We start from the raw sequence: 23084 nt of genomic DNA, 5'->3' as shown, positions 1-23084 counted from the left end.
CTAACTAATTAAGCTTGATGTTTGAATAAATTTAGTATAAAGTATTAGGTAACACTTTATATTTTACTACATGCAATATTATATTATAGATAAGAAAAAAGCAATTAGATGAGTTCCGTCCATTAAGCCCCGAATTGGCTAAAAATTTAGACGAATGGTTTAAAGTAGAGCTAACTTATACCAGTAATGCTATTGAAGGCAATACCTTATCATGCGGAGAAACTGCTATAGTTATTGAAAAAGGATTAACTATAGGAGGTAAAACGTTAGTAGAACATCTTGAGGCTATAAACCATGCAAAAGCTTTAGAGGTAGTATACAAGCTTGCTAAGAAGAAATATAGTCAAATTACGGAAAAAGACATCTTAGCAATTCATCATACAATTCTTCATGGCATTGATGACTATAACGCAGGACATTATAGACATGTACCGGTACGTATTTCAGGATCTACCGTAGTAATGCCTAACCCTATGAAAGTATCTGCTTTGATGGCAGATTTTATATCTTGGTTAAGTTCAGTAGAAAAAATTCACCCGATAGAGCTTGCGGTAGAATCTCACTATAGACTTATAACAATTCATCCATTTTCCGTCGGGAACGGTCGTACTGCTCGTCTTTTAATGAATTTAATTTTAATTATGAAGGGTTATCCTCCCGCAATTATAAGACCACAAGAGCGGTTAGCGTATATTACGTCTCTTGAAACTGCACAACTTGGAGGATCAAAAGAGAAATATCAAAAAATTATTTATAACGCAGTTAATTGTTCATTTGATATTTATTTGAAAGCAGTAACAGGGCAAGAGGCGTCAGACATTAGAAAGTCGGAAAAATTAATGAAAATTGTAGAGCTAGCTAAAGCGATCGGAGAAACTGTTTCTACGATTCGTTTTTGGACTAAGACCGGATTGCTTGAGATTGCGGATATTACTAGGTCAAATTATCAACTTTATTCCATAGAGGCACTGCAGCAATGTAAGAAAATCCAGCAACTAAAAAAACAAAGACTAACAATAAATGAGATTAAAGGTAAGTTATAAATTACTCTTGTATCATTTGTAATAGTTGAGATTTAATCTTACATTTAGTAAAATTAAGATAATATTAAATGGAGGATTAGAGATGAATCTAAATCAAAAAATAATAAAGCCAAAAATAGGATTACTAGAATTAGCTAGGAGTCTTGGTAGTATATCGTCAGCATGTAAAGCTATGGGCTACAGTAGAGACAGTTATTATAGGTTTAAAGAGTTATATGAAACAGGAGGAGAAGAAGCATTATATGAGATTAGTCGGAAGAAGCCAATTATAGCGAATAGAGTTGATCCTGCCGTAGAGAGAGCAGTATTAGATATGGCAATAGAATACCCTGCTTATGGTCAGCTGCGAGTATCAAATGAGCTTAAAAAGACTGGTATTCTTGTATCACCTGGAGGAGTTAGATCTATTTGGCTACGTAATGATTTAAATAATATCAATAAAAGACTTAAAGCATTAGAAGCCAAAATGGCTCAGGATGGTATTGTTCTTACCGAAGCTCAGTTACAAGTATTAGAGAAACGGCGTAGCGAGAAAGAAGCTCATGGTGAGATTGATACACAGCATCCAGGTTATCTAGGATGCCAAGACACATATTATGTAGGTAATTTTAAAGGCATAGGCAAGGTATATTCTCAAGTGTTTATTGATAGTTACACTCGGGTTGCAGAGGCTAAACTATATACTGATAAAACAGCACTTACCGCTGCTGACATGCTTAATGATAGAGTGTTACCATGGTATGAGAGTCAGCAAATACCAGTACTTCGTATTTTAACTGATAGAGGTGGTGAGTATAAAGGTAATATAGAACATCATGCTTTTGAATTGTTCTTAAGCATTGAGGGTATTGAGCATACTACTACTAAAGCATATTCTCCTCAAACAAATGGTATGTGTGAACGTTTTAATAAAACTATGAAACAAGAATTCTTTGATACTGCTATGCGTAAAAAGATCTATACTGATCTTGATGATCTACAACTAGATCTTGATATTTGGCTAGAATATTATAATAATGAAAGACCGCATTCCGGTAAATATTGCTATGGAAAAACACCTATGCAGACTTTTATGGATAGTAAAAAGTTAGCTGTTGAAAAGAATAACGAAATCTTATATCTTGAATACTCATCTGACAGTCATAACTTATCAGACATTCAGATATAATTTTTATAATGTCTGTAAGATTAAATCTTGACTTCTACAATATAAACACTATGCTATATTACATAAACAAAACTCTTTCGAATAATAAAATACAAGCTATCATTTTAGGGATAATCGGGCTTGGTATTGTTTCCGTTCTCACATCATATAATATAGACGATCCGTCTTTTAATTCGGTTACAACAGAATATCCTAGCAATTTAGTCGGAATTGCAGGCTCTTATTTATCAGACTTTTTATATCAATTTTTTGGGTTAGCTGCTTTTATCATACCGCTTGCTTGCTTTGTTTGGGGTAGGAATTGTTGGTATGGAAGATATCGCGACTCATTTATCCGTATATTTGTAATGTTGCTTGCTCTCATTAGCAGTAGCACATTATTATCTAAGATTAAGCTAGAATTTATACCTGCAAATGCAGGGGGAGCCGTTGGAATAATAGCTTCTAATTTTTTTGAGCGATTTACAAATCAACTATACTTATTGTTAATATTTTTTACCTTTATTATATTAGTTGTTTTACTTGAAATTAAATTTACTTCTTTAAGTAATTTTATTATTAAGCTAGGTAAATTTTTAATCTATCGGGTACAATATTTTTTACATAATGTATTTTCACGATTATCGTCGATAAGATTATTCCCTACTAAAAACAATGATAAGATAAATATAACTTCTTCTTACCAAAAGCCTGTAAGTGAAAAAGTAAAATTCACTGAAGAAGCAAAACCTATACCTGCAAATCTTATAAAATTCTTTAGAAAACCCCCAGTAGCTCCTAAAATATCTCAAAGCGAAATAGCAGCATTGCCGCCTATTTCGTTATTACGTGATCCTGAAAGCCATCATGTAAAAGGGGCTTCTTCCTCAGAGCTTAAGCAAAAAGCTGAAGAGTTATTAACCGTGCTGAATGATTTTGGAGTTAAAGGGCAGATAATTAACATCAACCAAGGGCCTGTTGTAACTCAATATGAGTTTGAGCCGGCAGCAGGCACTAAAACATCAAGGGTAGTAGGATTATCCGACGATATAGCACGCTCGCTTTCGGCTCTATCGACAAGGATAGCAGTCATACCCGGTAAGAATGTGCTTGGCATTGAGCTTCCTAATAAGCAGCGTGAATTCTTTTGTTTAAAAGAACTGATAGAAACTCCAGAGTACCAAGACAAATCAACTTTATTGCCGTTAGTTTTGGGTAAAGATTTAGCAGGTAAGCCGCTAATTGCAGATCTTGCTAAAATGCCTCATTTATTAGTAGCAGGAACCACCGGCTCAGGTAAATCGGTCGGTATTAACGCTATGATAGTCTCGCTCTTGTACCGCTATACTCCTGAAGAATGTCGCTTTATCATGATTGACCCGAAAATGCTTGAATTATCGGCTTATGACGGAATACCGCATTTGCTAACTCCCGTAGTAACCGAGCCTTCTAAAGCGGTAGTTGCTCTTAAATGGGCAGTTAAGGAAATGGAAAATCGCTATAGAATGATGAGCAATATCGGCGTTAAGAATATCGCAGGTTATAATGCAAAAATCTTAGAAGCAGTTAAAGAAAATAGAGTAATTGAGCGTTCGATTCAAACGGGCTTTGACCCTGAAACCGGCAAGCCTATTTATGAAACCGTTACGATGAATATGGAAAAGCTACCTTACATAGTAGTTATTGTCGATGAGATGGCTGATTTAATGCTAGTGGCCGGTAAGGATATCGAGATGCTGATTCAAAGGCTTGCCCAAATGGCAAGAGCCGCCGGCATCCATATTATTATGGCAACACAAAGACCTTCGGTAGACGTTATTACCGGTGTCATTAAAGCCAACTTTCCAAGCCGTATTAGCTTTAAAGTTACCTCTAAAATCGATAGCCGAACGATTTTAGGCGAGCAAGGTTCCGAGCAGTTACTAGGTATGGGTGATATGCTATTTATGGGGAGCACTTCAAAGATAAGTAGGGTACACGGACCGTTTGTTAATGAAGCAGAAATCGAGAAAATTACGGAATATTTGAAAGAAACCGGTGCGCCTGAATATATCTCTGCCGTTACCGAGCAGCCTGAAGAAGACGATAGTAGCATTGATATCGGTGACGGCACGTCTGATGAAGTGCTTTACAAAAAAGCCGTGCAGATAGTGCGTGACGAACGTAAATCCTCCATTAGCTATATCCAAAGGTCGCTTAGAATCGGCTATAACAAAGCTGCTAATTTGGTTGAGAAGATGGAGAAAGAGGGAATAGTCTCACCGCCGAATCATACAGGTAAAAGAGAGATATTACTGCCCGAGAGGTAGGAGTTGTTTTTCGTCATTCTCGCAAGGCGTTGTTGCGTGGAGATTAAAAAAAGTCAATATAGCGCTTAGAGTATAAAAATAATTAAATTTGTAGAAGTCAAGATTTAATCTTACAGACATTATAAAAATTATATCTGAATGTCTGATAAGTTATGAATGTCAGATGAGTATTCAAGATATAAGATTTCGTTATTCTTTTCAACAGCTAACTTTTTACTATCCATAAAAGTCTGCATAGGTGTTTTTCCATAGCAATATTTACCGGAATGCGGTCTTTCATTATTATAATATTCTAGCCAAATATCAAGATCTAGTTGTAGATCATCAAGATCAGTATAGATCTTTTTACGCATAGCAGTATCAAAGAATTCTTGTTTCATAGTTTTATTAAAACGTTCACACATACCATTTGTTTGAGGAGAATATGCTTTAGTAGTAGTATGCTCAATACCCTCAATGCTTAAGTGTAATAGTTGAGATTTAATCTTACATTTAGTAAAATTAAGATAATATTAAATGGAGGATTAGAGATGAATCTAAATCAAAAAATAATAAAGCCAAAAATAGGATTACTAGAATTAGCTAGGAGTCTTGGTAGTATATCGTCAGCATGTAAAGCTATGGGTTACAGTAGAGACAGTTATTATAGGTTTAAAGAGTTATATGAAACAGGAGGAGAAGAAGCATTATATGAGATTAGTCGGAAGAAGCCAATTATAGCGAATAGAGTTGATCCTGCCGTAGAGAGAGCAGTATTAGATATGGCAATAGAATACCCCGCTTATGGTCAGCTGCGAGTATCAAATGAGCTTAAAAAGACTGGTATTCTTGTATCACCTGGAGGAGTTAGACCTATTTGGCTACGTAATGATTTAAATAATATCAATAAAAGACTTAAAGCATTAGAAGCCAAAATGGCTCAGGATGGTATTGTTCTTACCGAAGCTCAGTTACAAGTATTAGAGAAACGGCGTAGCGAGAAAGAAGCTCATGGTGAGATTGATACACAGCATCCAGGTTATCTAGGATGCCAAGACACATATTATGTAGGTAATTTTAAAGGCATAGGCAAGGTATATTCTCAAGTGTTTATTGATAGTTACACTCGGGTTGCAGAGGCTAAACTATATACTGATAAAACAGCACTTACCGCTGCTGACATGCTTAATGATAGAGTGTTACCATGGTATGAGAGTCAGCAAATACCAGTACTTCGTATTTTAACTGATAGAGGTGGTGAGTATAAAGGTAATATAGAACATCATGCTTTTGAATTGTTCTTAAGCATTGAGGGTATTGAGCATACTACTACTAAAGCATATTCTCCTCAAACAAATGGTATGTGTGAACGTTTTAATAAAACTATGAAACAAGAATTCTTTGATACTGCTATGCGTAAAAAGATCTATACTGATCTTGATGATCTACAACTAGATCTTGATATTTGGCTAGAATATTATAATAATGAAAGACCGCATTCCGGTAAATATTGCTATGGAAAAACACCTATGCAGACTTTTATGGATAGTAAAAAGTTAGCTGTTGAAAAGAATAACGAAATCTTATATCTTGAATACTCATCTGACAGTCATAACTTATCAGACATTCAGATATAATTTTTATAATGTCTGTAAGATTAAATCTTGACTTCTACATATTACCTTTATACTCACCACCTCTATCAGTTAAAATACGAAGTACTGGTATTTGCTGACTCTCATACCATGGTAACACTCTATCATTAAGCATGTCAGCAGCGGTAAGTGCTGTTTTATCAGTATATAGTTTAGCCTCTGCAACCCGAGTGTAACTATCAATAAACACTTGAGAATATACCTTGTCTATGCCTTTAAAATTACCTACATAATATGTGTCTTGGCATCCTAGATAACCTGGATGCTGTGTATCAATCTCACCATGAGCTTCTTTCTCGCTACGCCGTTTCTCTAATACTTGTAACTGAGCTTCGGTAAGAACAATACCATCCTGAGCCATTTTGGCTTCTAATGCTTTAAGTCTTTTATTGATATTATTTAAATCATTACGTAGCCAAATAGATCTAACTCCTCCAGGTGATACAAGAATACCAGTCTTTTTAAGCTCATTTGATACTCGCAGCTGACCATAAGCGGGGTATTCTATTGCCATATCTAATACTGCTCTCTCTACGGCAGGATCAACTCTATTCGCTATAATTGGCTTCTTCCGACTAATCTCATATAATGCTTCTTCTCCTCCTGTTTCATATAACTCTTTAAACCTATAATAACTGTCTCTACTGTAACCCATAGCTTTATATGCTGACGATATACTACCAAGACTCCTAGCTAATTCTAGTAATCCTATTTTTGGCTTTATTATTTTTTGATTTAGATTCATCTCTAATCCTCCATTTAATATTATCTTAATTTTACTAAATGTAAGATTAAATCTCAACTATTACAAATAACAAACTCTTGAGATTGCTTCGTCAATTACTACGTAATTTCCTCACAATGACGTTAAAATAACATTTTACTCGCCATCTATATTAGAAAGCTCATCTTGTAATTCTTGAGAAAATATATCCTCATCATCGTTAGAATCATTTGATTTCTTAAGGGAATTTTTAAAATTATTAAAGTCTTTATTTTCAAATATTTCAATAGATTTTAAGGTTTCGTTTGGAATTATAACTATAATATTTTTACTTAATTCATCTAAATAATCAGTGGTAACGGAAACTTTCAACACTCCTCCATATTTGCTCTGTTTGCTACTTACCACAAAATCTTTTAAAGATTTACTTTTAAAATAATTTTCAGAAGTAAAGATCATTGTGATAAAAAATAGTACTAACGAGATAGTAGTACCTACGGCAAATCCTGCTAATAGCCCTAAGAATCTGTCAATAAAACCGTTTCTCATAAACGAAATTATAGCAAGAAATTTATAAACTATAAAAACACATAAAATTAAAGAAACAACATAAGATATAAGACCGGCTATAATTATTCTTATAACCTCATTATCCATATATTTCCCGTTTAGTTCAGAAATATACGGATATAAGAAATATCCTAACATTATAGAAGTAATAAAACCGAGTATTCTAGTTGAAAACCCGATTATACCTTGATATAAGCCGAAAAATGAGAAAAGAGTAATAATAGCAAAAATAGTAATATCAAAAAATGTGATCATTATTGTTAACTTCTATTGAATAATTGGATTTAAATCTTATATACTTTAAGAGGCGATCTATAAAGATATTTTAAAGCTAGTTAGATTCTTTCTTGCTATAAATTGTAAGATTTTTTTGAAATATGAACTACTATTACTACAAAAATCTTATTCATTTTCGCTAAAAAAGCTCTTTAATTATCAATTAAAATATCTTTATAGATCACCTCTAATATTATAATTAAAGTTTTATTTATGGGCGATAAAATTTTTCATAACTTATCCGGTAAAACACTCGTTGCTACACCGCATGTAATTACAAAAGGCATTTACCATAAATCCTTAATTTATATGTTATCACACACGGAAGAAGGAGCAATAGGATTAATATTTAACCGCTTAGTAAATCATATAGATTTAAAATCGTTTTTTAAAATAAAAAATGACGAAATAACAACCTCGGTTATGGTTCCTATATATCTTGGCGGACCCGTAGAACATGAAAAAGGTTTTTTTCTTCATTCTAGCGATTATAATAAAAATTTGTTATTGGATTTCCAGAATGATTTAGCAGTAAGCTCTAATTTAGAAATTTCAGAAGATATAGCTTTCGGTAAAGGACCTAAAAATAGCTTATTCATTGTCGGTTATACCGCATGGAAACCAGGGCAGCTTGAAGAAGAATTAGAAAAAAACCTATGGTTGGTTATGGATTGTAATAAAGAATTTATTTTTGCCGATAATCCTGAAAGTAAATGGCATAATGCATTAAAACATCTAGGCATTGATGAAATACATTTCTCATCACAAATAGGAAATGCTTAGAGATTATCTGTTAACCATTTTTCGGTGTAGAAGTCAAGATTTAATCTTACAGACATTATAAAAATTATATCTGAATGTCTGATAAGTTATGACTGTCAGATGAGTATTCAAGATATAAGATTTCGTTATTCTTTTCAACAGCTAACTTTTTACTATCCATAAAAGTCTGCATAGGTGTTTTTCCATAGCAATATTTACCGGAATGCGGTCTTTCATTATTATAATATTCTAGCCAAATATCAAGATCTAGTTGTAGATCATCAAGATCAGTATAGATCTTTTTACGCATAGCAGTATCAAAGAATTCTTGTTTCATAGTTTTATTAAAACGTTCACACATACCATTTGTTTGAGGAGAATATGCTTTAGTAGTAGTATGCTCAATACCCTCAATGCTTAAGAACAATTCAAAAGCATGATGTTCTATATTACCTTTATACTCACCACCTCTATCAGTTAAAATACGAAGTACTGGTATTTGCTGACTCTCATACCATGGTAACACTCTATCATTAAGCATGTCAGCAGCGGTAAGTGCTGTTTTATCAGTATATAGTTTAGCCTCTGCAACCCGAGTGTAACTATCAATAAACACTTGAGAATATACCTTGCCTATGCCTTTAAAATTACCTACATAATATGTGTCTTGGCATCCTAGATAACCTGGATGCTGTGTATCAATCTCACCATGAGCTTCTTTCTCGCTACGCCGTTTCTCTAATACTTGTAACTGAGCTTCGGTAAGAACAATACCATCCTGAGCCATTTTGGCTTCTAATGCTTTAAGTCTTTTATTGATATTATTTAAATCATTACGTAGCCAAATAGATCTAACTCCTCCAGGTGATACAAGAATACCAGTCTTTTTAAGCTCATTTGATACTCGCAGCTGACCATAAGCGGGGTATTCTATTGCCATATCTAATACTGCTCTCTCTACGGCAGGATCAACTCTATTCGCTATAATTGGCTTCTTCCGACTAATCTCATATAATGCTTCTTCTCCTCCTGTTTCATATAACTCTTTAAACCTATAATAACTGTCTCTACTGTAACCCATAGCTTTATATGCTGACGATATACTACCAAGACTCCTAGCTAATTCTAGTAATCCTATTTTTGGCTTTATTATTTTTTGATTTAGATTCATCTCTAATCCTCCATTTAATATTATCTTAATTTTACTAAATGTAAGATTAAATCTCAACTATTACATTTCAGTAAGCCTAAGCAATAATGCTTTAAAAATTTTCCCTGGCTGCTAATTAAATACACAAAATTAGAATGTTGTAATTCATATTTGTTTGTTTTTACATCAAATATTTTGGATGTATAGAAGACCTTAAATTGATCTGCTAATTGTTCAATATCTTCTCCTCTCCCCGTTAAACCTATAAAATTACCATCTATTTTTTCTAAATATTTTTTTAATACCTCACTTGTATCATGCTCAGGATCTAAAGTAATAAAAACTACTTGTACTAAAATATTCTCTTTCTTCAAAATCTTAATAATATCTTCTACTCTTTTTAGTGCTTGATTGTCATACAAAGAATAGGTAGTACCAAAATAAATCAAACTTAAATGACCTTGCAAATGGGTACTATCAAATTCCTTTCCTTCTTGATCTATAAGAGTGAACTTAATTTTAGGTGAATCGTCCATATTACTAGTTTTTGCACCAATCTTAAGCTTAGACGGAGTTAATGAAGAATAAAATAAACATAAAAATATTATGCCCGTAATCATAGCTAGGGCTATAATAATTTTTATAATATACATTTGGTTTTTATTATTTCTCATAACCTAAGTAATTATTAATATTTATTTATAATAAAACTTATTCTTATCATATATGCAATAAAAATCATCTTTTATTGTATTAAATATCGTAATATCTAAATTGTGATATTTTTATCATATACATATTTTTAGTTAAAATAAATAAATTAATTAACTAGGTTGAAATTTTTTGAGTTAATCTTAAAGTTAAGATTATTAAATAAAAAACAATAGGAAACGGATTAATCATGTATAATTATACCGCTTATGTAAAAAGTTCAAATGACAAACCCAAAAAACAAGAAAATACGGAAATAGTGGACAACGCCACCCCCGAAGACCACCCACCCCAAACACTAAATGACAACACCAATGGGTCGTGCCTCCGTATTGCAGTTTAGAGTAAATAGTCTATAATCCTCAAACAGTAATAAGAGAGAATTATAGTTAAGGAGTTATGGCAAAAATAGATGTTAAGTGTAGATATTGTAACAACACAGAAGAAGTAATAAAGTCAGGATATTCAATTTCAAAACAACAGAGATATCAATGCAAGCGGTGTAATCGATATTTTTAATTGGAGTATATTAATAATGCATCTAAGCCTGGAGTTAAGGAGCAAATAGTAGAAATGTCAATCAACGGCTCTGGAGTTAGAGATACAGTAAGAGTATTAAAAGTGGGTATCAATACAGTTATCCGTGTTTTAAAAAAATCTAGTATTAAAAAACAATAAATCATTCTATCAGTACAACAGAAGTAATTATTGCTCCTGAGATAGATGAACAATGGTCTTATGTACAGAATAAATCCAGACAACGATGGCTTTGGTATGCCTTGGATAAGATTTCGTTAAAAGTAGTTGCTTATACGTTTGGTACAAGATGTGATAGCACATTAGAATCATTACTGAAAAAACTAGAGAATTTCAAGGTGACTTTTTACTATACAGATGGATGGGGGAGTTATGCTAGGTTATTAGACCCTAAAAAGCATATTATCAGTAAAAAATACACTCAACGGATAGAACGAAGTAACTTGAACCTTAGAACGAGATGCAAGAGGCTTGCACGTAAGACAATCTGCTTTTCCAAGTCATTGGATATTCATGATAAGGTTATTGGTACTCTTATTGAACGTATAGCTTTTTAATAGGCATAACTGCAATATGGAGGCATGACCCAGGAGTAATATTTAAAATACCGACAAATAGAGGATTTAAAACAAGCGAGTGTATGACTCCTTGATTCTCAATTAAATGTGCTGTTTCTGCAAAGATTTTATTGTTGTAAAAATTATTAGTCGGACATGAATAACGGCATTCCACACTTAAACCTGCAATTAGATGAATAAGAAACGGTCTGTTTAATAATTCAGGATGAGGTATTTTTAAATCAGGCAAATCTATATGGCAATTACTCCAAAGTAGGATATCTAGTCAATAACTCTTGGAGACCATTTATCGTAAGAACTTGCTCGACCTAGTTGTTTTTCAATCTTTTTAAGCTCAATTAGAAGTTTACTAGGCGTTAAAGTACTTTTACCCTGCACCACTATATTTAAATAGGACTTATTCCAAGCTTTATCGGCATTAGGTGGTAGAATAACTTGTGTTTCAAAAATAATAGATTGCTTAAGTGTAATAGTTGAGATTTAATCTTACATTTAGTAAAATTAAGATAATATTAAATGGAGGATTAGAGATGAATCTAAATCAAAAAATAATAAAGCCAAAAATAGGATTACTAGAATTAGCTAGGAGTCTTGGTAGTATATCGTCAGCATGTAAAGCTATGGGTTACAGTAGAGACAGTTATTATAGGTTTAAAGAGTTATATGAAACAGGAGGAGAAGAAGCATTATATGAGATTAGTCGGAAGAAGCCAATTATAGCGAATAGAGTTGATCCTGCCGTAGAGAGAGCAGTATTAGATATGGCAATAGAATACCCCGCTTATGGTCAGCTGCGAGTATCAAATGAGCTTAAAAAGACTGGTATTCTTGTATCACCTGGAGGAGTTAGATCTATTTGGCTACGTAATGATTTAAATAATATCAATAAAAGACTTAAAGCATTAGAAGCCAAAATGGCTCAGGATGGTATTGTTCTTACCGAAGCTCAGTTACAAGTATTAGAGAAACGGCGTAGCGAGAAAGAAGCTCATGGTGAGATTGATACACAGCATCCAGGTTATCTAGGATGCCAAGACACATATTATGTAGGTAATTTTAAAGGCATAGGCAAGGTATATTCTCAAGTGTTTATTGATAGTTACACTCGGGTTGCAGAGGCTAAACTATATACTGATAAAACAGCACTTACCGCTGCTGACATGCTTAATGATAGAGTGTTACCATGGTATGAGAGTCAGCAAATACCAGTACTTCGTATTTTAACTGATAGAGGTGGTGAGTATAAAGGTAATATAGAACATCATGCTTTTGAATTGTTCTTAAGCATTGAGGGTATTGAGCATACTACTACTAAAGCATATTCTCCTCAAACAAATGGTATGTGTGAACGTTTTAATAAAACTATGAAACAAGAATTCTTTGATACTGCTATGCGTAAAAAGATCTATACTGATCTTGATGATCTACAACTAGATCTTGATATTTGGCTAGAATATTATAATAATGAAAGACCGCATTCCGGTAAATATTGCTATGGAAAAACACCTATGCAGACTTTTATGGATAGTAAAAAGTTAGCTGTTGAAAAGAATAACGAAATCTTATATCTTGAATACTCATCTGACAGTCATAACTTATCAGACATTCAGATATAATTTTTATAATGTCTGTAAGATTAAATCTTGACTTCTACATCAATTTTAATTCCGTATTATTATTTCAACACACAACTCTGCTTATTATAAGCTAGTTTTTTACAAACTGCTTTAGCTTGACTAAGACTACCATAATCACCGGCTAAGATTAAATAGAAAAATTTGCCGTCGTCATATTTAACTTTTTTGGTTGTGATAACAACATTTTTAAGAATTTTCGGGAATTTCTTTTTTATTCTTTCCCCTTCTTGCATTGCTTCTGCTCCAGATTTTACCGAACCAAGCTGTATTTTATAACTCTCATTATTTTTACAATTTTTAGCATTACTAACCTTATCCTTACTTCCTTTTTCAAGCTTTATTATATTTAAATCCGTTTCATTTTTGGAGTTATCACTTGGCTCTATTAATGCAATAAGGTTGGATATTTCATCAAAAGATTCATCACCTTGACTTTGGTTATGAGAATCTATATTCATAGGTTTCTCAGGGTCAGGAAGCAATTTTACGGTTTTAATATTTGTATCTTTAGCAATAAGATTTTCATATATACTACTATGTACTGCTGCTATTTTGTTATTTTCTATTATAGACGGTTTTATTTTTGTAGGCAGCTCATCAGGATAAATAGTAATTACCGGCTTGCTATTCTGATAATATTGATAACCAAAATAAATAGCGGATATACATATTAAGCATACTAGACATATTTTAACAAAAATATTATTGATCATATTTAGTAATTTGATAATAAAAAAACGTCATTGCGTGGAGATTAAAAAAAGTCAATATAGCGCTTAGAGTATAAAAATAATTAAATTTTATATAATTCTAAAAGCTATATTGAGCTTTCCCAAGGGCAATCATTTCATTTGTAGAAGTCAAGATTTAATCTTACAGACATTATAAAAATTATATCTGAATGTCTGATAAGTTATGACTGTCAGATGAGTATTCAAGATATAAGATTTCGTTATTCTTTTCAACAGCTAACTTTTTACTATCCATAAAAGTCTGCATAGGTGTTTTTCCATAGCAATATTTACCGGAATGCGGTCTTTCATTATTATAATATTCTAGCCAAATATCAAGATCTAGTTGTAGATCATCAAGATCAGTATAGATCTTTTTACGCATAGCAGTATCAAAGAATTCTTGTTTCATAGTTTTATTAAAACGTTCACACATACCATTTGTTTGAGGAGAATATGCTTTAGTAGTAGTATGCTCAATACCCTCAATGCTTAAGAACAATTCAAAAGCATGATGTTCTATATTACCTTTATACTCACCACCTCTATCAGTTAAAATACGAAGTACTGGTATTTGCTGACTCTCATACCATGGTAACACTCTATCATTAAGCATGTCAGCAGCGGTAAGTGCTGTTTTATCAGTATATAGTTTAGCCTCTGCAACCCGAGTGTAACTATCAATAAACACTTGAGAATATACCTTGTCTATGCCTTTAAAATTACCTACATAATATGTGTCTTGGCATCCTAGATAACCTGGATGCTGTGTATCAATCTCACCATGAGCTTCTTTCTCGCTACGCCGTTTCTCTAATACTTGTAACTGAGCTTCGGTAAGAACAATACCATCCTGAGCCATTTTGGCTTCTAATGCTTTAAGTCTTTTATTTGTAATAGTTGAGATTTAATCTTACATTTAGTAAAATTAAGATAATATTAAATGGAGGATTAGAGATGAATCTAAATCAAAAAATAATAAAGCCAAAAATAGGATTACTAGAATTAGCTAGGAGTCTTGGTAGTATATCGTCAGCATATAAAGCTATGGGTTACAGTAGAGACAGTTATTATAGGTTTAAAGAGTTATATGAAACAGGAGGAGAAGAAGCATTATATGAGATTAGTCGGAAGAAGCCAATTATAGCGAATAGAGTTGATCCTGCCGTAGAGAGAGCAGTATTAGATATGGCAATAGAATACCCCGCTTATGGTCAGCTGCGAGTATCAAATGAGCTTAAAAAGACTGGTATTCTTGTATCACCTGGAGGAGTTAGATCTATTTGGCTACGTAATGATTTAAATAATATCAATAAAAGACTTAAAGCATTAGAAGCCAAAATGGCTCAGGATGGTATTGTTCTTACCGAAGCTCAGTTACAAGTATTAGAGAAACGGCGTAGCGAGAAAGAAGCTCATGGTGAGATTGATACACAGCATCCAGGTTATCTAGGATGCCAAGATGTAGAAGTCAAGATTTAATCTTACAGACATTATAAAAATTATATCTGAATGTCTGATAAGTTATGACTGTCAGATGAGTATTCAAGATATAAGATTTCGTTATTCTTTTCAACAGCTAACTTTTTACTATCCATAAAAGTCTGCATAGGTGTTTTTCCATAGCAATATTTACCGGAATGCGGTCTTTCATTATTATAATATTCTAGCCAAATATCAAGATCTAGTTGTAGATCATCAAGATCAGTATAGATCTTTTTACGCATAGCAGTATCAAAGAATTCTTGTTTCATAGTTTTATTAAAACGTTCACACATACCATTTGTTTGAGGAGAATATGCTTTAGTAGTAGTATGCTCAATACCCTCAATGCTTAAGAACAATTCAAAAGCATGATGTTCTATATTACCTTTATACTCACCACCTCTATCAGTTAAAATACGAAGTACTGGTATTTGCTGACTCTCATACCATGGTAACACTCTATCATTAAGCATGTCAGCAGCGGTAAGTGCTGTTTTATCAGTATATAGTTTAGCCTCTGCAACCCGAGTGTAACTATCAATAAACACTTGAGAATATACCTTGCCTATGCCTTTAAAATTACCTACATAATATGTGTCTTGGCATCCTAGATAACCTGGATGCTGTGTATCAATCTCACCATGAGCTTCTTTCTCGCTACGCCGTTTCTCTAATACTTGTAACTGAGCTTCGGTAAGAACAATACCATCCTGAGCCATTTTGGCTTCTAATGCTTTAAGTCTTTTATTGATATTATTTAAATCATTACGTAGCCAAATAGATCTAACTCCTCCAGGTGATACAAGAATACCAGTCTTTTTAAGCTCATTTGATACTCGCAGCTGACCATAAGCGGGGTATTCTATTGCCATATCTAATACTGCTCTCTCTACGGCAGGATCAACTCTATTCGCTATAATTGGCTTCTTCCGACTAATCTCATATAATGCTTCTTCTCCTCCTGTTTCATATAACTCTTTAAACCTATAATAACTGTCTCTACTGTAACCCATAGCTTTACATGCTGACGATATACTACCAAGACTCCTAGCTAATTCTAGTAATCCTATTTTTGGCTTTATTATTTTTTGATTTAGATTCATCTCTAATCCTCCATTTAATATTATCTTAATTTTACTAAATGTAAGATTAAATCTCAACTATTACAATTAATTTTCCATGCTTTTAAACCTTCATCAAAATTTTTATATTCTCTAATTCCTTTTATTACTTTATCTCTGTAAGCTAAATGTTCTTTCTCTACCTTGCTTTTATTCTTTAATTCATCTTGTGACTTAGATGTTCGTGCTGGGGGCATTAAATCTTGTACTCCCCAATCATATATTATCTTTCTAAACTCCTGCGTATCATAAGCTCCATCTGCTATAACGGTTTTAGCTTTGCCTGTTATCTCTTTGCTCATATCACCAACAACTTCACAGTCGTTTGTGTTACTATCCGTATAGGCTACAGATAGTACTTCCATACTATCTAAATCGACTGCTACATGTATCTTCTTCCACTGTTCTCTCTTACGATATAATCCATCCTTACCGTTATAATCCATCCTTACCGTATTTCCTTTGATGCCACCCACTGGTGCTATATACATTTACTCCGGTACTATCAAATACTATCTCTTTCCCTGAACCTTTCTCTTGTACTCCAATATTTTTTACTCGTAACTTTAGCTTACTAGCGATTCTTGATGCATGGGCATAATCCGGTATTCTTAAATCCTTACCCGCAAATATTTTGCTAAACATTCCTTCTGCAAATCCGCTTGTTGCTCGCCATGGCAATCTTAATAACAGCTTAATTGTTAGCAAATATTCATACATCTTGCTATTATATCTTCTCGCTCCTCCTTGCCTCTGTTCCCCTCCATAATATAACTCTTTTAAATATTCTTCACAAAATGTGAAAATTATTGTTCCTCTTTTCTTTAAACTTCTGTTATATTCTTTCCAGTTGCAAACTTTTTGTAGCTTTGACATACATACTTGTGGTTAAGTTTTTTGTCGATTTACTACTTTTCTTAGTTCGCAGCTACTTTTTTTATATCTACGCAACAAGGTCTTGCAGGAATGACGGAAAAATCGTTCCATGCAGCCTACGGCTGCTTGCAATGACGATGAAAACCTAACTACATCCTATCCATAGGCTCTACACCTATCACTTCAAGACCACTAGCTATAACTTTCTGTATGGCACTTGCAAGAGCAAGACGAGCGGTAGTTAATTCTTTATTGCTCTCGATTACAAATCTATAATCGCTATTTTCTTTACCAAAATTCCACATAGAATGAAATCTTGAGGCTAAGTTTATTAAATAAAATGCAATGCGGTGTGGTTCAAAATATTTTGCAGATGTTTCTAATGTTTTTGTCCAGCTAGCCAAAAGTTTTATGATCTCAATTTCTTCTTCCGATGATAATAAAGATAAATCATACTTACCTTCTTCAAAGTTATTATAAGATTCAGGCATTAATCCCCTAGCTTTCGATAAAATTGATATTGTTCTTACATGTGCATATTGTACGTAAAAGATAGGATTTTCTCTTGATTGTTCTTTTACTTTTACTAAATCAAAATCAAGCGGCTTATCATTTTGTCTTGTTAACATCATAAATCTTATGACATCTTTCCCCACCTCATGATTTACGTCTTGCACACTGGCAAAACTCCCAAGGCGTTTTGACATTTTAACCGGCACACCGTTTTCAACAAAATTGACCAATTGACAGATTTTAACGTCTACTTTAACTTGTTCTTTGCCTAGAGCCTTAACTATTGCCTCAATTCTTTTAACATATCCGCTATGGTCCGCACCAAGTATATAAATTAAGTGATTTGCTCCTCTATCTATTTTATCCTTAGCATATGCAAGATCGGAAGCAAAATACGACCAACTTCCATCAGCTTTTTCTATAGGACGATCTTGACTATCACCGTAATTGGTAGATTTAAATAATTTTTGAACTCTATTATCCCATTCCTCATGAACTTTACCTTTAGGAGCAGGGAGGCTGCCTTCATAAATTAGCCCCATATGCTCTAGTAGTTTAACTGTTTTTCCTATCTCGCCTTTATCATGCAATGATTGCTCAGAGAAAAATATATCATGTTTAATACCTAAATCTGCTAAATCTTTTCTATTTAAATCAAGCATTTTTTCTACAGCAAAATTTTTGACTATTTTGAACCTTTCATCTTCGTTCATCGTTAATAATTTATTACCGTATTCTTTCGCCAAAATTTGCCCAAGCGGAATTAAATATTCCCCTGGATACAAACCGGCAGAAATAGTAATTTTCTCGCCCAGAGCTTCTCTATAACGTAATAATACCGTACTCACTAAATCATTTATTTGCGAACCTGCATCATTAACATAATATTCTTTTGTAACAGAGTAACCTACCTTTTGCAGAATTCTTGCTAACACATCACCGTATACCGCGCCCCTAGCATGGCCTATATGCATTGGACCGGTAGGATTTGCCGAAACATACTCGATGTTAATATTTCTGCTTTTATCTATATCAATTACAAAAAACTTTTCTTCGTGCTGTAGAATATCTTTAACTGCTATCTGCCAAGTTTCAGCTTTTATAGTAAAGTTAATAAAGCCGGGTCCTGCTATTTCTATACTTGCAATATAAGGTAATGTTATAAGAATTTCTTTAAACTTTAAAGCCACTTCCCGAGGAGAAATATTTTCTTTAGCAGCAAGAATCATTGCAATATTACTTGATAAATCACCGTTAAAACTATCTTTCGGAGTTTCAATAGTAGCATTATTTGCTATTTCTTGATTATTATATAATTGCCTGCTTGCCGCAATTATATCTTGTTTTAATTGATTAAATATATTCATAATTAAGTTTTTAGATATTATTAAAATTCAGCGAGCAAAGCTGATTATATTCTTGAATGGCAAAACGGTCGGTCATACCTGCTATATAATCGGCAATAACTCTAGCTTTACTGTATGTTTCATTAGCGCCTATTAGCATTTTCCAATTAACCGGTAATAAATTAATATCATCCATATAAACCTTAAACAGACCTTGAACAATTTTAGTACATTTAAGGCTTATGGCCATAATTTTATTACTTTTATAAACTCGCTCATGCAGAAACTTTTTAGTTTCCTTAATACGGACATTAGTTTTTTCCGTAAAATCCACTATCTGATAATTTAAGTTACGTATTTCGTCTATATTAGTAATTTTTTCTTTATTTAAATTTTCTTGTGTTTGCCATAGTAAATCGGTAATTAACTCATGTATTAGCTTACGTACTACCTCATAAATCAGACAAGAAGAACCAATATTCTTAAATTTTGCTTTAATCTCAAAAACATGTTGGTCAATATATTTAAGCTCAGCAAGACTATTAAAATCGATAATTTTAGCACCGATACTATCTTCGAGATCATGCGAAATATAACTAATATCATCAGCAAGTGCTGCTATTTGAGCCTCTGCTGATGCGTAAGTACCAAGATCTAAATCATTTTGCTTATTATACTCTGCGATATATTCATTTATCTCAGTAGTAATAGGACCATTATGTTTTACGATTCCTTCTAAAACTTCCCATGTTAAATTGACTCCGTTATAAGCCGCATATCTTTTTTCAAGTAATGTTAGTATCTTTAAAGATTGAGCATTATGGGAAAAGCCTTTATACTCTTTCATACATTCATTTAAAGCTCTTTCGCCTGCATGACCGAAAGGCGTATGACCAAGATCATGAGCAAGTGCTATTGTCTCAGCTAAATCACTTGATAAATTTAAAGTATTAGCGACCGAACGAGCAACAGTCGAAACCTCTAAGGAGTGAGTTAGCCTATTTCTGTAATGATCCCCTTCGTGATTAATAAAAACCTGAGTTTTATATTGCAAACGCCTAAACGCATTGGTATGAATAATACGATCACGATCACGTTCAAACTCGTTTCTATACGAAGTCGGGATTTCTTTATATAATCTTCCCCTACTTTTAAGAGGATCGGTAGCGTATGAAGCTAGCATCGTTATCCTTTATTTTGAAAGGCGTTGTGTTGAGGCTACCAAATCGTCATTGCGAGCGAACGTAGAGAGCGTGGCAATCTAGAAAACAGTATAAAATTCCTGAGATTGCCACGTCGAGGCTCTGCCCCTCCTCGCAATGACGACTTGGTATCCACACAAGCAACGCCGACTTGAAAAATGTTAAAGTATACTATATAATTTACAAGACTTTTACAAGGTAATTTTGGTGACGATAACAATTACGGATAGGGCTTTTCAACGAGTTTGCGAGTTAATAGAGCTAGAAAAAGATGAGAATTTAGTACTGCGAGTTACGGTTGATAGCGGCGGTTGTTCAGGACTTATGTATAATTATGAACTAGTCTCAAAAGATGGTATAGAGCAGGATGATTATGTCATTACTAAACATAATGCTACAATTATTATTGATCCTATCTCTCAAAAATTTATGCTAGATTGTACTTTAGATTTTATAGAGGAACTCGGCAGTTCATATTTCAACGTTAGTAATCCGCAAGCCAAAGCAAAATGTGGCTGCGGTAATTCTTTTTCGGTATAGATATTGTTGCCCATGAAATTCTAAATCGTCATTGCGGGGAGCGAAGTGACGTGGCAATCTAGAAAAAATAATAAAAAAATTCTGTAAATCAGAATTTTTAACTGGATTGCTTCGTCGAATTACTATGTAATTCTTCTCGCAATGACGTATAAACCGAGCCATGCAACAAGGTCGACTTGACCATGGGATGACAGAGCTGAAATTGACCCACGCAACAATGGTGGGAATCTAGTAAAGCAGATAAAATGTGTGATTTGTAGACATGTAGAAGTCAAGATTTAATCTTACAGACATTATAAAAAAATATAATGGACTGAGAAATCAAGACAAAAAATAATCAAATTCGTTTCCTATTTTTATTATATTGTTAAGCAGCTAATTGATAATAATTTTGCGTATAATTCAGATAAACATCCATAGGTTTTTTGTAACCAATACCCGAATGAAATCTTTGATAATTATACTTATACAGATAATTATCAATACCTATCCTCAGTTCTTTAATATTTTTAAAATCATTAATAAATATACAGTTATATTTTATAGTCCTAAAAAATCTCTCTATTACGATATTATCAATACTTCGACCTTTTCCATTCATTGAGATTTGAATATTATTATCTTTTAGTATCTGTATATGGTCATGACTAGTATATTGACTACCCTGATCACTATTAAATATCTTTGGAGCATTATATTTATTAAGGGCATCCTTCAAGACATCAGTAACAAGAGTTGCATCCATAGAATTGGATAATTTATAACTTAATATAGCTTTGCTATGCCAGTCTATAATAGCCGCCATATACATAAAGCCATCATGAGTTCTAATGTAAGTAATGTCACCACTCCAAACCTCATTGACATTAGGTACATGTACTGTTTTTGTTGTTCTAGATTTAGTCCAATATTGATCAAGTAAATAACTGTATACTTTATGCTCATTATCCTTTACAGAAGTAGACTTTCTCTTATGAGGATAAATGGCTTCTATTCCCATCATCCTCATATATTTTAATACTCGATCTCTGCCAATTGAAAAACCATCCTCTAATAACTGATGATAAATATAACGATAACCAAATTCGGGATTATCTGTATATATTTCATCTATTCTATTTAAGATACTTAATTTATCTACACTAAGCGGTTTAACTTTATAATATGTTGTAGAGCGACTAATATCTAGCAACTCACATTGTCTTGTCTTTGGTAGTTGATCTAGCTTGGACTGGACAAGACTCTTTCTATTTGATAAGTCCAAGCTTTTTAGCTTTCCCACAGCCCAGTCCCTCTCCACCGTAGCTTTCCCAAGAGCTTTAGCTAGTTCATCATTTTGTTCTTTGAGATCACTAATTTGTTCTTGATATTCACTCAAAACTTTAGCTGGCTCAAAAGCTAGAGCTGCATTAGCAACAAACTGCTTTTTCCAATTCTGAATTGTCTTGGAGCTTATCTCATATTTTGATGCTAATTGACTTAAGGTAGCATCCTCTTTTATTAATTCTAATACTACCTTAGTCTTTTCTTCACTACTGAAAATCCTAACCTTATTTTTCTTCATCTTTCCTCCTAAGTTTTACCTATTTATTGTAACTTATTTCGGAAACTTGAGTACTATTTTTTCTGTCCAGTTTTCTCAGTCCATTATAATCAGATTTATCCATTAAATTTTTAACGATATTGCTTTCTGAAAATTTAGCTGATTGAAAATATTCGGAAACAAGTTTTATTACCTCATCACAAAATTCGTCTTGTAACTCCTTACTTGCAGTTAATTTTTGGTTTTGAATTAACTGTATAGCATCAGATTTTTTATGCTCTAAAAATTCTTCAATTTCTTTAGTTTTTTCTTGAATGATTTTCTTGGTAACTTTATTGCTTTCTTCTATCATTTGAGAGCGTAAAGTTTCTAATTTTTGTATTTGTGCGTTGGTTTGTTCAAAGAGCAAAGCAGCATCTTCTTTTAACTTTTCAGCTTTTAGAACTTTTTCTTGGACTTCTAAAATCTTAGCATCTAAAGAATTTAAAATGGCTTTTTTTGCCGGTCTATAAATTAAATATACAAAAATTATAAAACTAACGGCAAGCCAAAAGCTTTCATCTAGGAAATTCATTGTTTTATTTTTTACGTTATTGCCTAATTATCAATATCGTCATTGCGAGCGACTGCAAGGAGTGCGGCAATCCAG

The 23084-nt window shown here is 33.1% G+C and carries 20 protein-coding genes and 6 pseudogenes; 10 read left to right on the top strand and 16 right to left on the bottom strand.

Annotation, left to right across the window (positions count from 1 at the left end; all coding sequences use genetic code 11):
- The first annotated feature begins 134 nt into the window (after nucleotides 1–134).
- The 3 genes from AC0ODJ_RS01260 (at nucleotide 135) to AC0ODJ_RS01250 (ending at nucleotide 4499) form a co-directional block, all read left to right on the top strand.
- The gene (locus AC0ODJ_RS01260) at nucleotides 135–1043 is read left to right on the top strand and encodes a Fic family protein (protein ID WP_218460339.1); all 909 of its coding nucleotides are present in this window, start codon (nucleotides 135–137) and stop codon (nucleotides 1041–1043) included.
- 82 nt (nucleotides 1044–1125) lie between these two features.
- The gene (locus tag AC0ODJ_RS01255) at nucleotides 1126–2211 is read left to right on the top strand and encodes an IS481 family transposase (protein WP_127896995.1); all 1086 of its coding nucleotides are present in this window, start codon (nucleotides 1126–1128) and stop codon (nucleotides 2209–2211) included.
- Nucleotides 2212–2261: 50 nt separating this feature from the next.
- Entirely contained in the window at nucleotides 2262–4499 is a 2238-nt protein-coding gene (locus AC0ODJ_RS01250; RefSeq protein ID WP_218460471.1) for a DNA translocase FtsK, read from the top strand.
- 128 nt (nucleotides 4500–4627) lie between these two features.
- Here AC0ODJ_RS01250 and AC0ODJ_RS01245 read toward each other — a convergent pair.
- A pseudogene (locus AC0ODJ_RS01245) lies at nucleotides 4628–4969 on the bottom strand (integrase core domain-containing protein); the annotation flags it as partial.
- A gap of 60 nt (nucleotides 4970–5029) precedes the next feature.
- On the opposite strand from AC0ODJ_RS01245, the gene AC0ODJ_RS01240 reads away from it, so the two are divergent.
- Entirely contained in the window at nucleotides 5030–6115 is a 1086-nt protein-coding gene (locus AC0ODJ_RS01240) for an IS481 family transposase (RefSeq protein WP_474465632.1), read from the top strand.
- A 37-nt stretch (nucleotides 6116–6152) separates the two neighbouring features.
- Here the strand turns inward: AC0ODJ_RS01240 and AC0ODJ_RS01235 are convergent.
- A pseudogene (locus AC0ODJ_RS01235) lies at nucleotides 6153–6878 on the bottom strand (helix-turn-helix domain-containing protein); the annotation flags it as partial.
- Nucleotides 6879–7013: 135 nt separating this feature from the next.
- Nucleotides 7014–7682, bottom strand: coding sequence for a CvpA family protein (locus tag AC0ODJ_RS01230; protein ID WP_218460377.1), 669 nt, complete (start codon nucleotides 7680–7682; stop codon nucleotides 7014–7016).
- A gap of 234 nt (nucleotides 7683–7916) precedes the next feature.
- On the opposite strand from AC0ODJ_RS01230, the gene AC0ODJ_RS01225 reads away from it, so the two are divergent.
- A complete protein-coding gene (locus AC0ODJ_RS01225; protein WP_218460378.1) occupies nucleotides 7917–8486 on the top strand; it encodes a YqgE/AlgH family protein in 570 nt (189 codons plus the stop codon).
- A gap of 64 nt (nucleotides 8487–8550) precedes the next feature.
- Here AC0ODJ_RS01225 and AC0ODJ_RS01220 read toward each other — a convergent pair whose 3' ends face one another.
- Nucleotides 8551–9636, bottom strand: coding sequence for an IS481 family transposase (locus AC0ODJ_RS01220; protein ID WP_121834048.1), 1086 nt, complete (start codon nucleotides 9634–9636; stop codon nucleotides 8551–8553).
- Nucleotides 9637–9689: 53 nt separating this feature from the next.
- Nucleotides 9690–10289, bottom strand: coding sequence for an SCO family protein (locus AC0ODJ_RS01215; RefSeq protein WP_474464659.1), 600 nt, complete (start codon nucleotides 10287–10289; stop codon nucleotides 9690–9692).
- 436 nt (nucleotides 10290–10725) lie between these two features.
- Here AC0ODJ_RS01215 and AC0ODJ_RS01210 point away from each other — a divergent pair.
- Nucleotides 10726–11420 (top strand): annotated as a pseudogene (locus tag AC0ODJ_RS01210) (IS1 family transposase).
- Here AC0ODJ_RS01210 and AC0ODJ_RS01205 read toward each other — a convergent pair.
- Both AC0ODJ_RS01205 and AC0ODJ_RS01200 read right to left on the bottom strand, forming a co-directional pair.
- Entirely contained in the window at nucleotides 11398–11670 is a 273-nt protein-coding gene (locus AC0ODJ_RS01205; RefSeq protein ID WP_474464655.1) for a hypothetical protein, read from the bottom strand. The pseudogene AC0ODJ_RS01210 and the gene AC0ODJ_RS01205 sit on opposite strands and share 23 nt — an antisense overlap.
- Before the next feature lie 32 nt (nucleotides 11671–11702).
- Nucleotides 11703–11873, bottom strand: coding sequence for a 2-amino-4-hydroxy-6-hydroxymethyldihydropteridine diphosphokinase (locus AC0ODJ_RS01200; RefSeq protein ID WP_371920377.1), 171 nt, complete (start codon nucleotides 11871–11873; stop codon nucleotides 11703–11705).
- A gap of 98 nt (nucleotides 11874–11971) precedes the next feature.
- Between AC0ODJ_RS01200 and AC0ODJ_RS01195 the strand changes: the two genes are divergently transcribed.
- Nucleotides 11972–13057: an IS481 family transposase gene (locus tag AC0ODJ_RS01195; protein WP_127896995.1), complete on the top strand. Its 1086-nt coding sequence runs from the start codon at nucleotides 11972–11974 to the stop codon at nucleotides 13055–13057.
- 59 nt (nucleotides 13058–13116) lie between these two features.
- Here AC0ODJ_RS01195 and AC0ODJ_RS01190 read toward each other — a convergent pair whose 3' ends face one another.
- Together AC0ODJ_RS01190 and AC0ODJ_RS01185 are read right to left on the bottom strand one after the other, a co-directional pair.
- A complete protein-coding gene (locus AC0ODJ_RS01190) occupies nucleotides 13117–13791 on the bottom strand; it encodes an SPOR domain-containing protein (RefSeq protein WP_218460585.1) in 675 nt (224 codons plus the stop codon).
- Between the two features lie 178 nt (nucleotides 13792–13969).
- Nucleotides 13970–14698, bottom strand: a pseudogene (locus AC0ODJ_RS01185) (integrase core domain-containing protein); the annotation flags it as partial.
- Nucleotides 14699–14766: 68 nt separating this feature from the next.
- Here AC0ODJ_RS01185 and AC0ODJ_RS01180 point away from each other — a divergent pair.
- Nucleotides 14767–15273, top strand: a pseudogene (locus AC0ODJ_RS01180) (helix-turn-helix domain-containing protein); the annotation flags it as partial.
- Between the two features lie 38 nt (nucleotides 15274–15311).
- Here the strand turns inward: AC0ODJ_RS01180 and AC0ODJ_RS01175 are convergent.
- The 5 genes from AC0ODJ_RS01175 to AC0ODJ_RS01155 all read right to left on the bottom strand — a co-directional run bounded on the left by AC0ODJ_RS01175 (nucleotide 15312) and on the right by AC0ODJ_RS01155 (nucleotide 20333).
- Entirely contained in the window at nucleotides 15312–16397 is a 1086-nt protein-coding gene (locus AC0ODJ_RS01175) for an IS481 family transposase (RefSeq protein ID WP_127896995.1), read from the bottom strand.
- Nucleotides 16398–16450: 53 nt separating this feature from the next.
- Complete coding sequence (locus AC0ODJ_RS01170) at nucleotides 16451–16861, bottom strand: transposase (protein WP_474464418.1); 411 nt, start codon at nucleotides 16859–16861, stop codon at nucleotides 16451–16453.
- The gene (locus tag AC0ODJ_RS01165; RefSeq protein ID WP_121843865.1) at nucleotides 16851–17291 is read right to left on the bottom strand and encodes a transposase; all 441 of its coding nucleotides are present in this window, start codon (nucleotides 17289–17291) and stop codon (nucleotides 16851–16853) included. Before AC0ODJ_RS01165 ends, AC0ODJ_RS01170 begins: the two co-directional genes overlap by 11 nt.
- 149 nt (nucleotides 17292–17440) lie before the next feature.
- Complete coding sequence (argS, locus tag AC0ODJ_RS01160) at nucleotides 17441–19171, bottom strand: arginine--tRNA ligase (protein ID WP_218460703.1); 1731 nt, start codon at nucleotides 19169–19171, stop codon at nucleotides 17441–17443.
- Between the two features lie 10 nt (nucleotides 19172–19181).
- Entirely contained in the window at nucleotides 19182–20333 is a 1152-nt protein-coding gene (locus tag AC0ODJ_RS01155; protein ID WP_218460704.1) for a deoxyguanosinetriphosphate triphosphohydrolase, read from the bottom strand.
- 226 nt (nucleotides 20334–20559) lie between these two features.
- Here AC0ODJ_RS01155 and AC0ODJ_RS01150 point away from each other — a divergent pair, with 226 nt between their 5' ends.
- Entirely contained in the window at nucleotides 20560–20892 is a 333-nt protein-coding gene (locus tag AC0ODJ_RS01150) for an iron-sulfur cluster assembly accessory protein (RefSeq protein WP_218460705.1), read from the top strand.
- A 64-nt stretch (nucleotides 20893–20956) separates the two neighbouring features.
- Nucleotides 20957–21041 (top strand): annotated as a pseudogene (locus AC0ODJ_RS01145) (lytic transglycosylase domain-containing protein); the annotation flags it as partial.
- A 218-nt stretch (nucleotides 21042–21259) separates the two neighbouring features.
- Here the strand turns inward: AC0ODJ_RS01145 and AC0ODJ_RS01140 are convergent.
- Both AC0ODJ_RS01140 and AC0ODJ_RS01135 read right to left on the bottom strand, forming a co-directional pair.
- Nucleotides 21260–22456: an IS3 family transposase gene (locus tag AC0ODJ_RS01140; protein WP_474464651.1), complete on the bottom strand. Its 1197-nt coding sequence runs from the start codon at nucleotides 22454–22456 to the stop codon at nucleotides 21260–21262.
- A 19-nt stretch (nucleotides 22457–22475) separates the two neighbouring features.
- Nucleotides 22476–23009: a F0F1 ATP synthase subunit B gene (locus AC0ODJ_RS01135; RefSeq protein ID WP_474464650.1), complete on the bottom strand. Its 534-nt coding sequence runs from the start codon at nucleotides 23007–23009 to the stop codon at nucleotides 22476–22478.
- Between the last annotated feature and the right edge of the window lie 75 nt (nucleotides 23010–23084).

Source organism: Rickettsia senegalensis, assembly GCF_056135685.1.
Note: the sequence above shows the minus strand (reverse complement) of the source record. Positions and strands in the feature narration are given on the sequence as shown.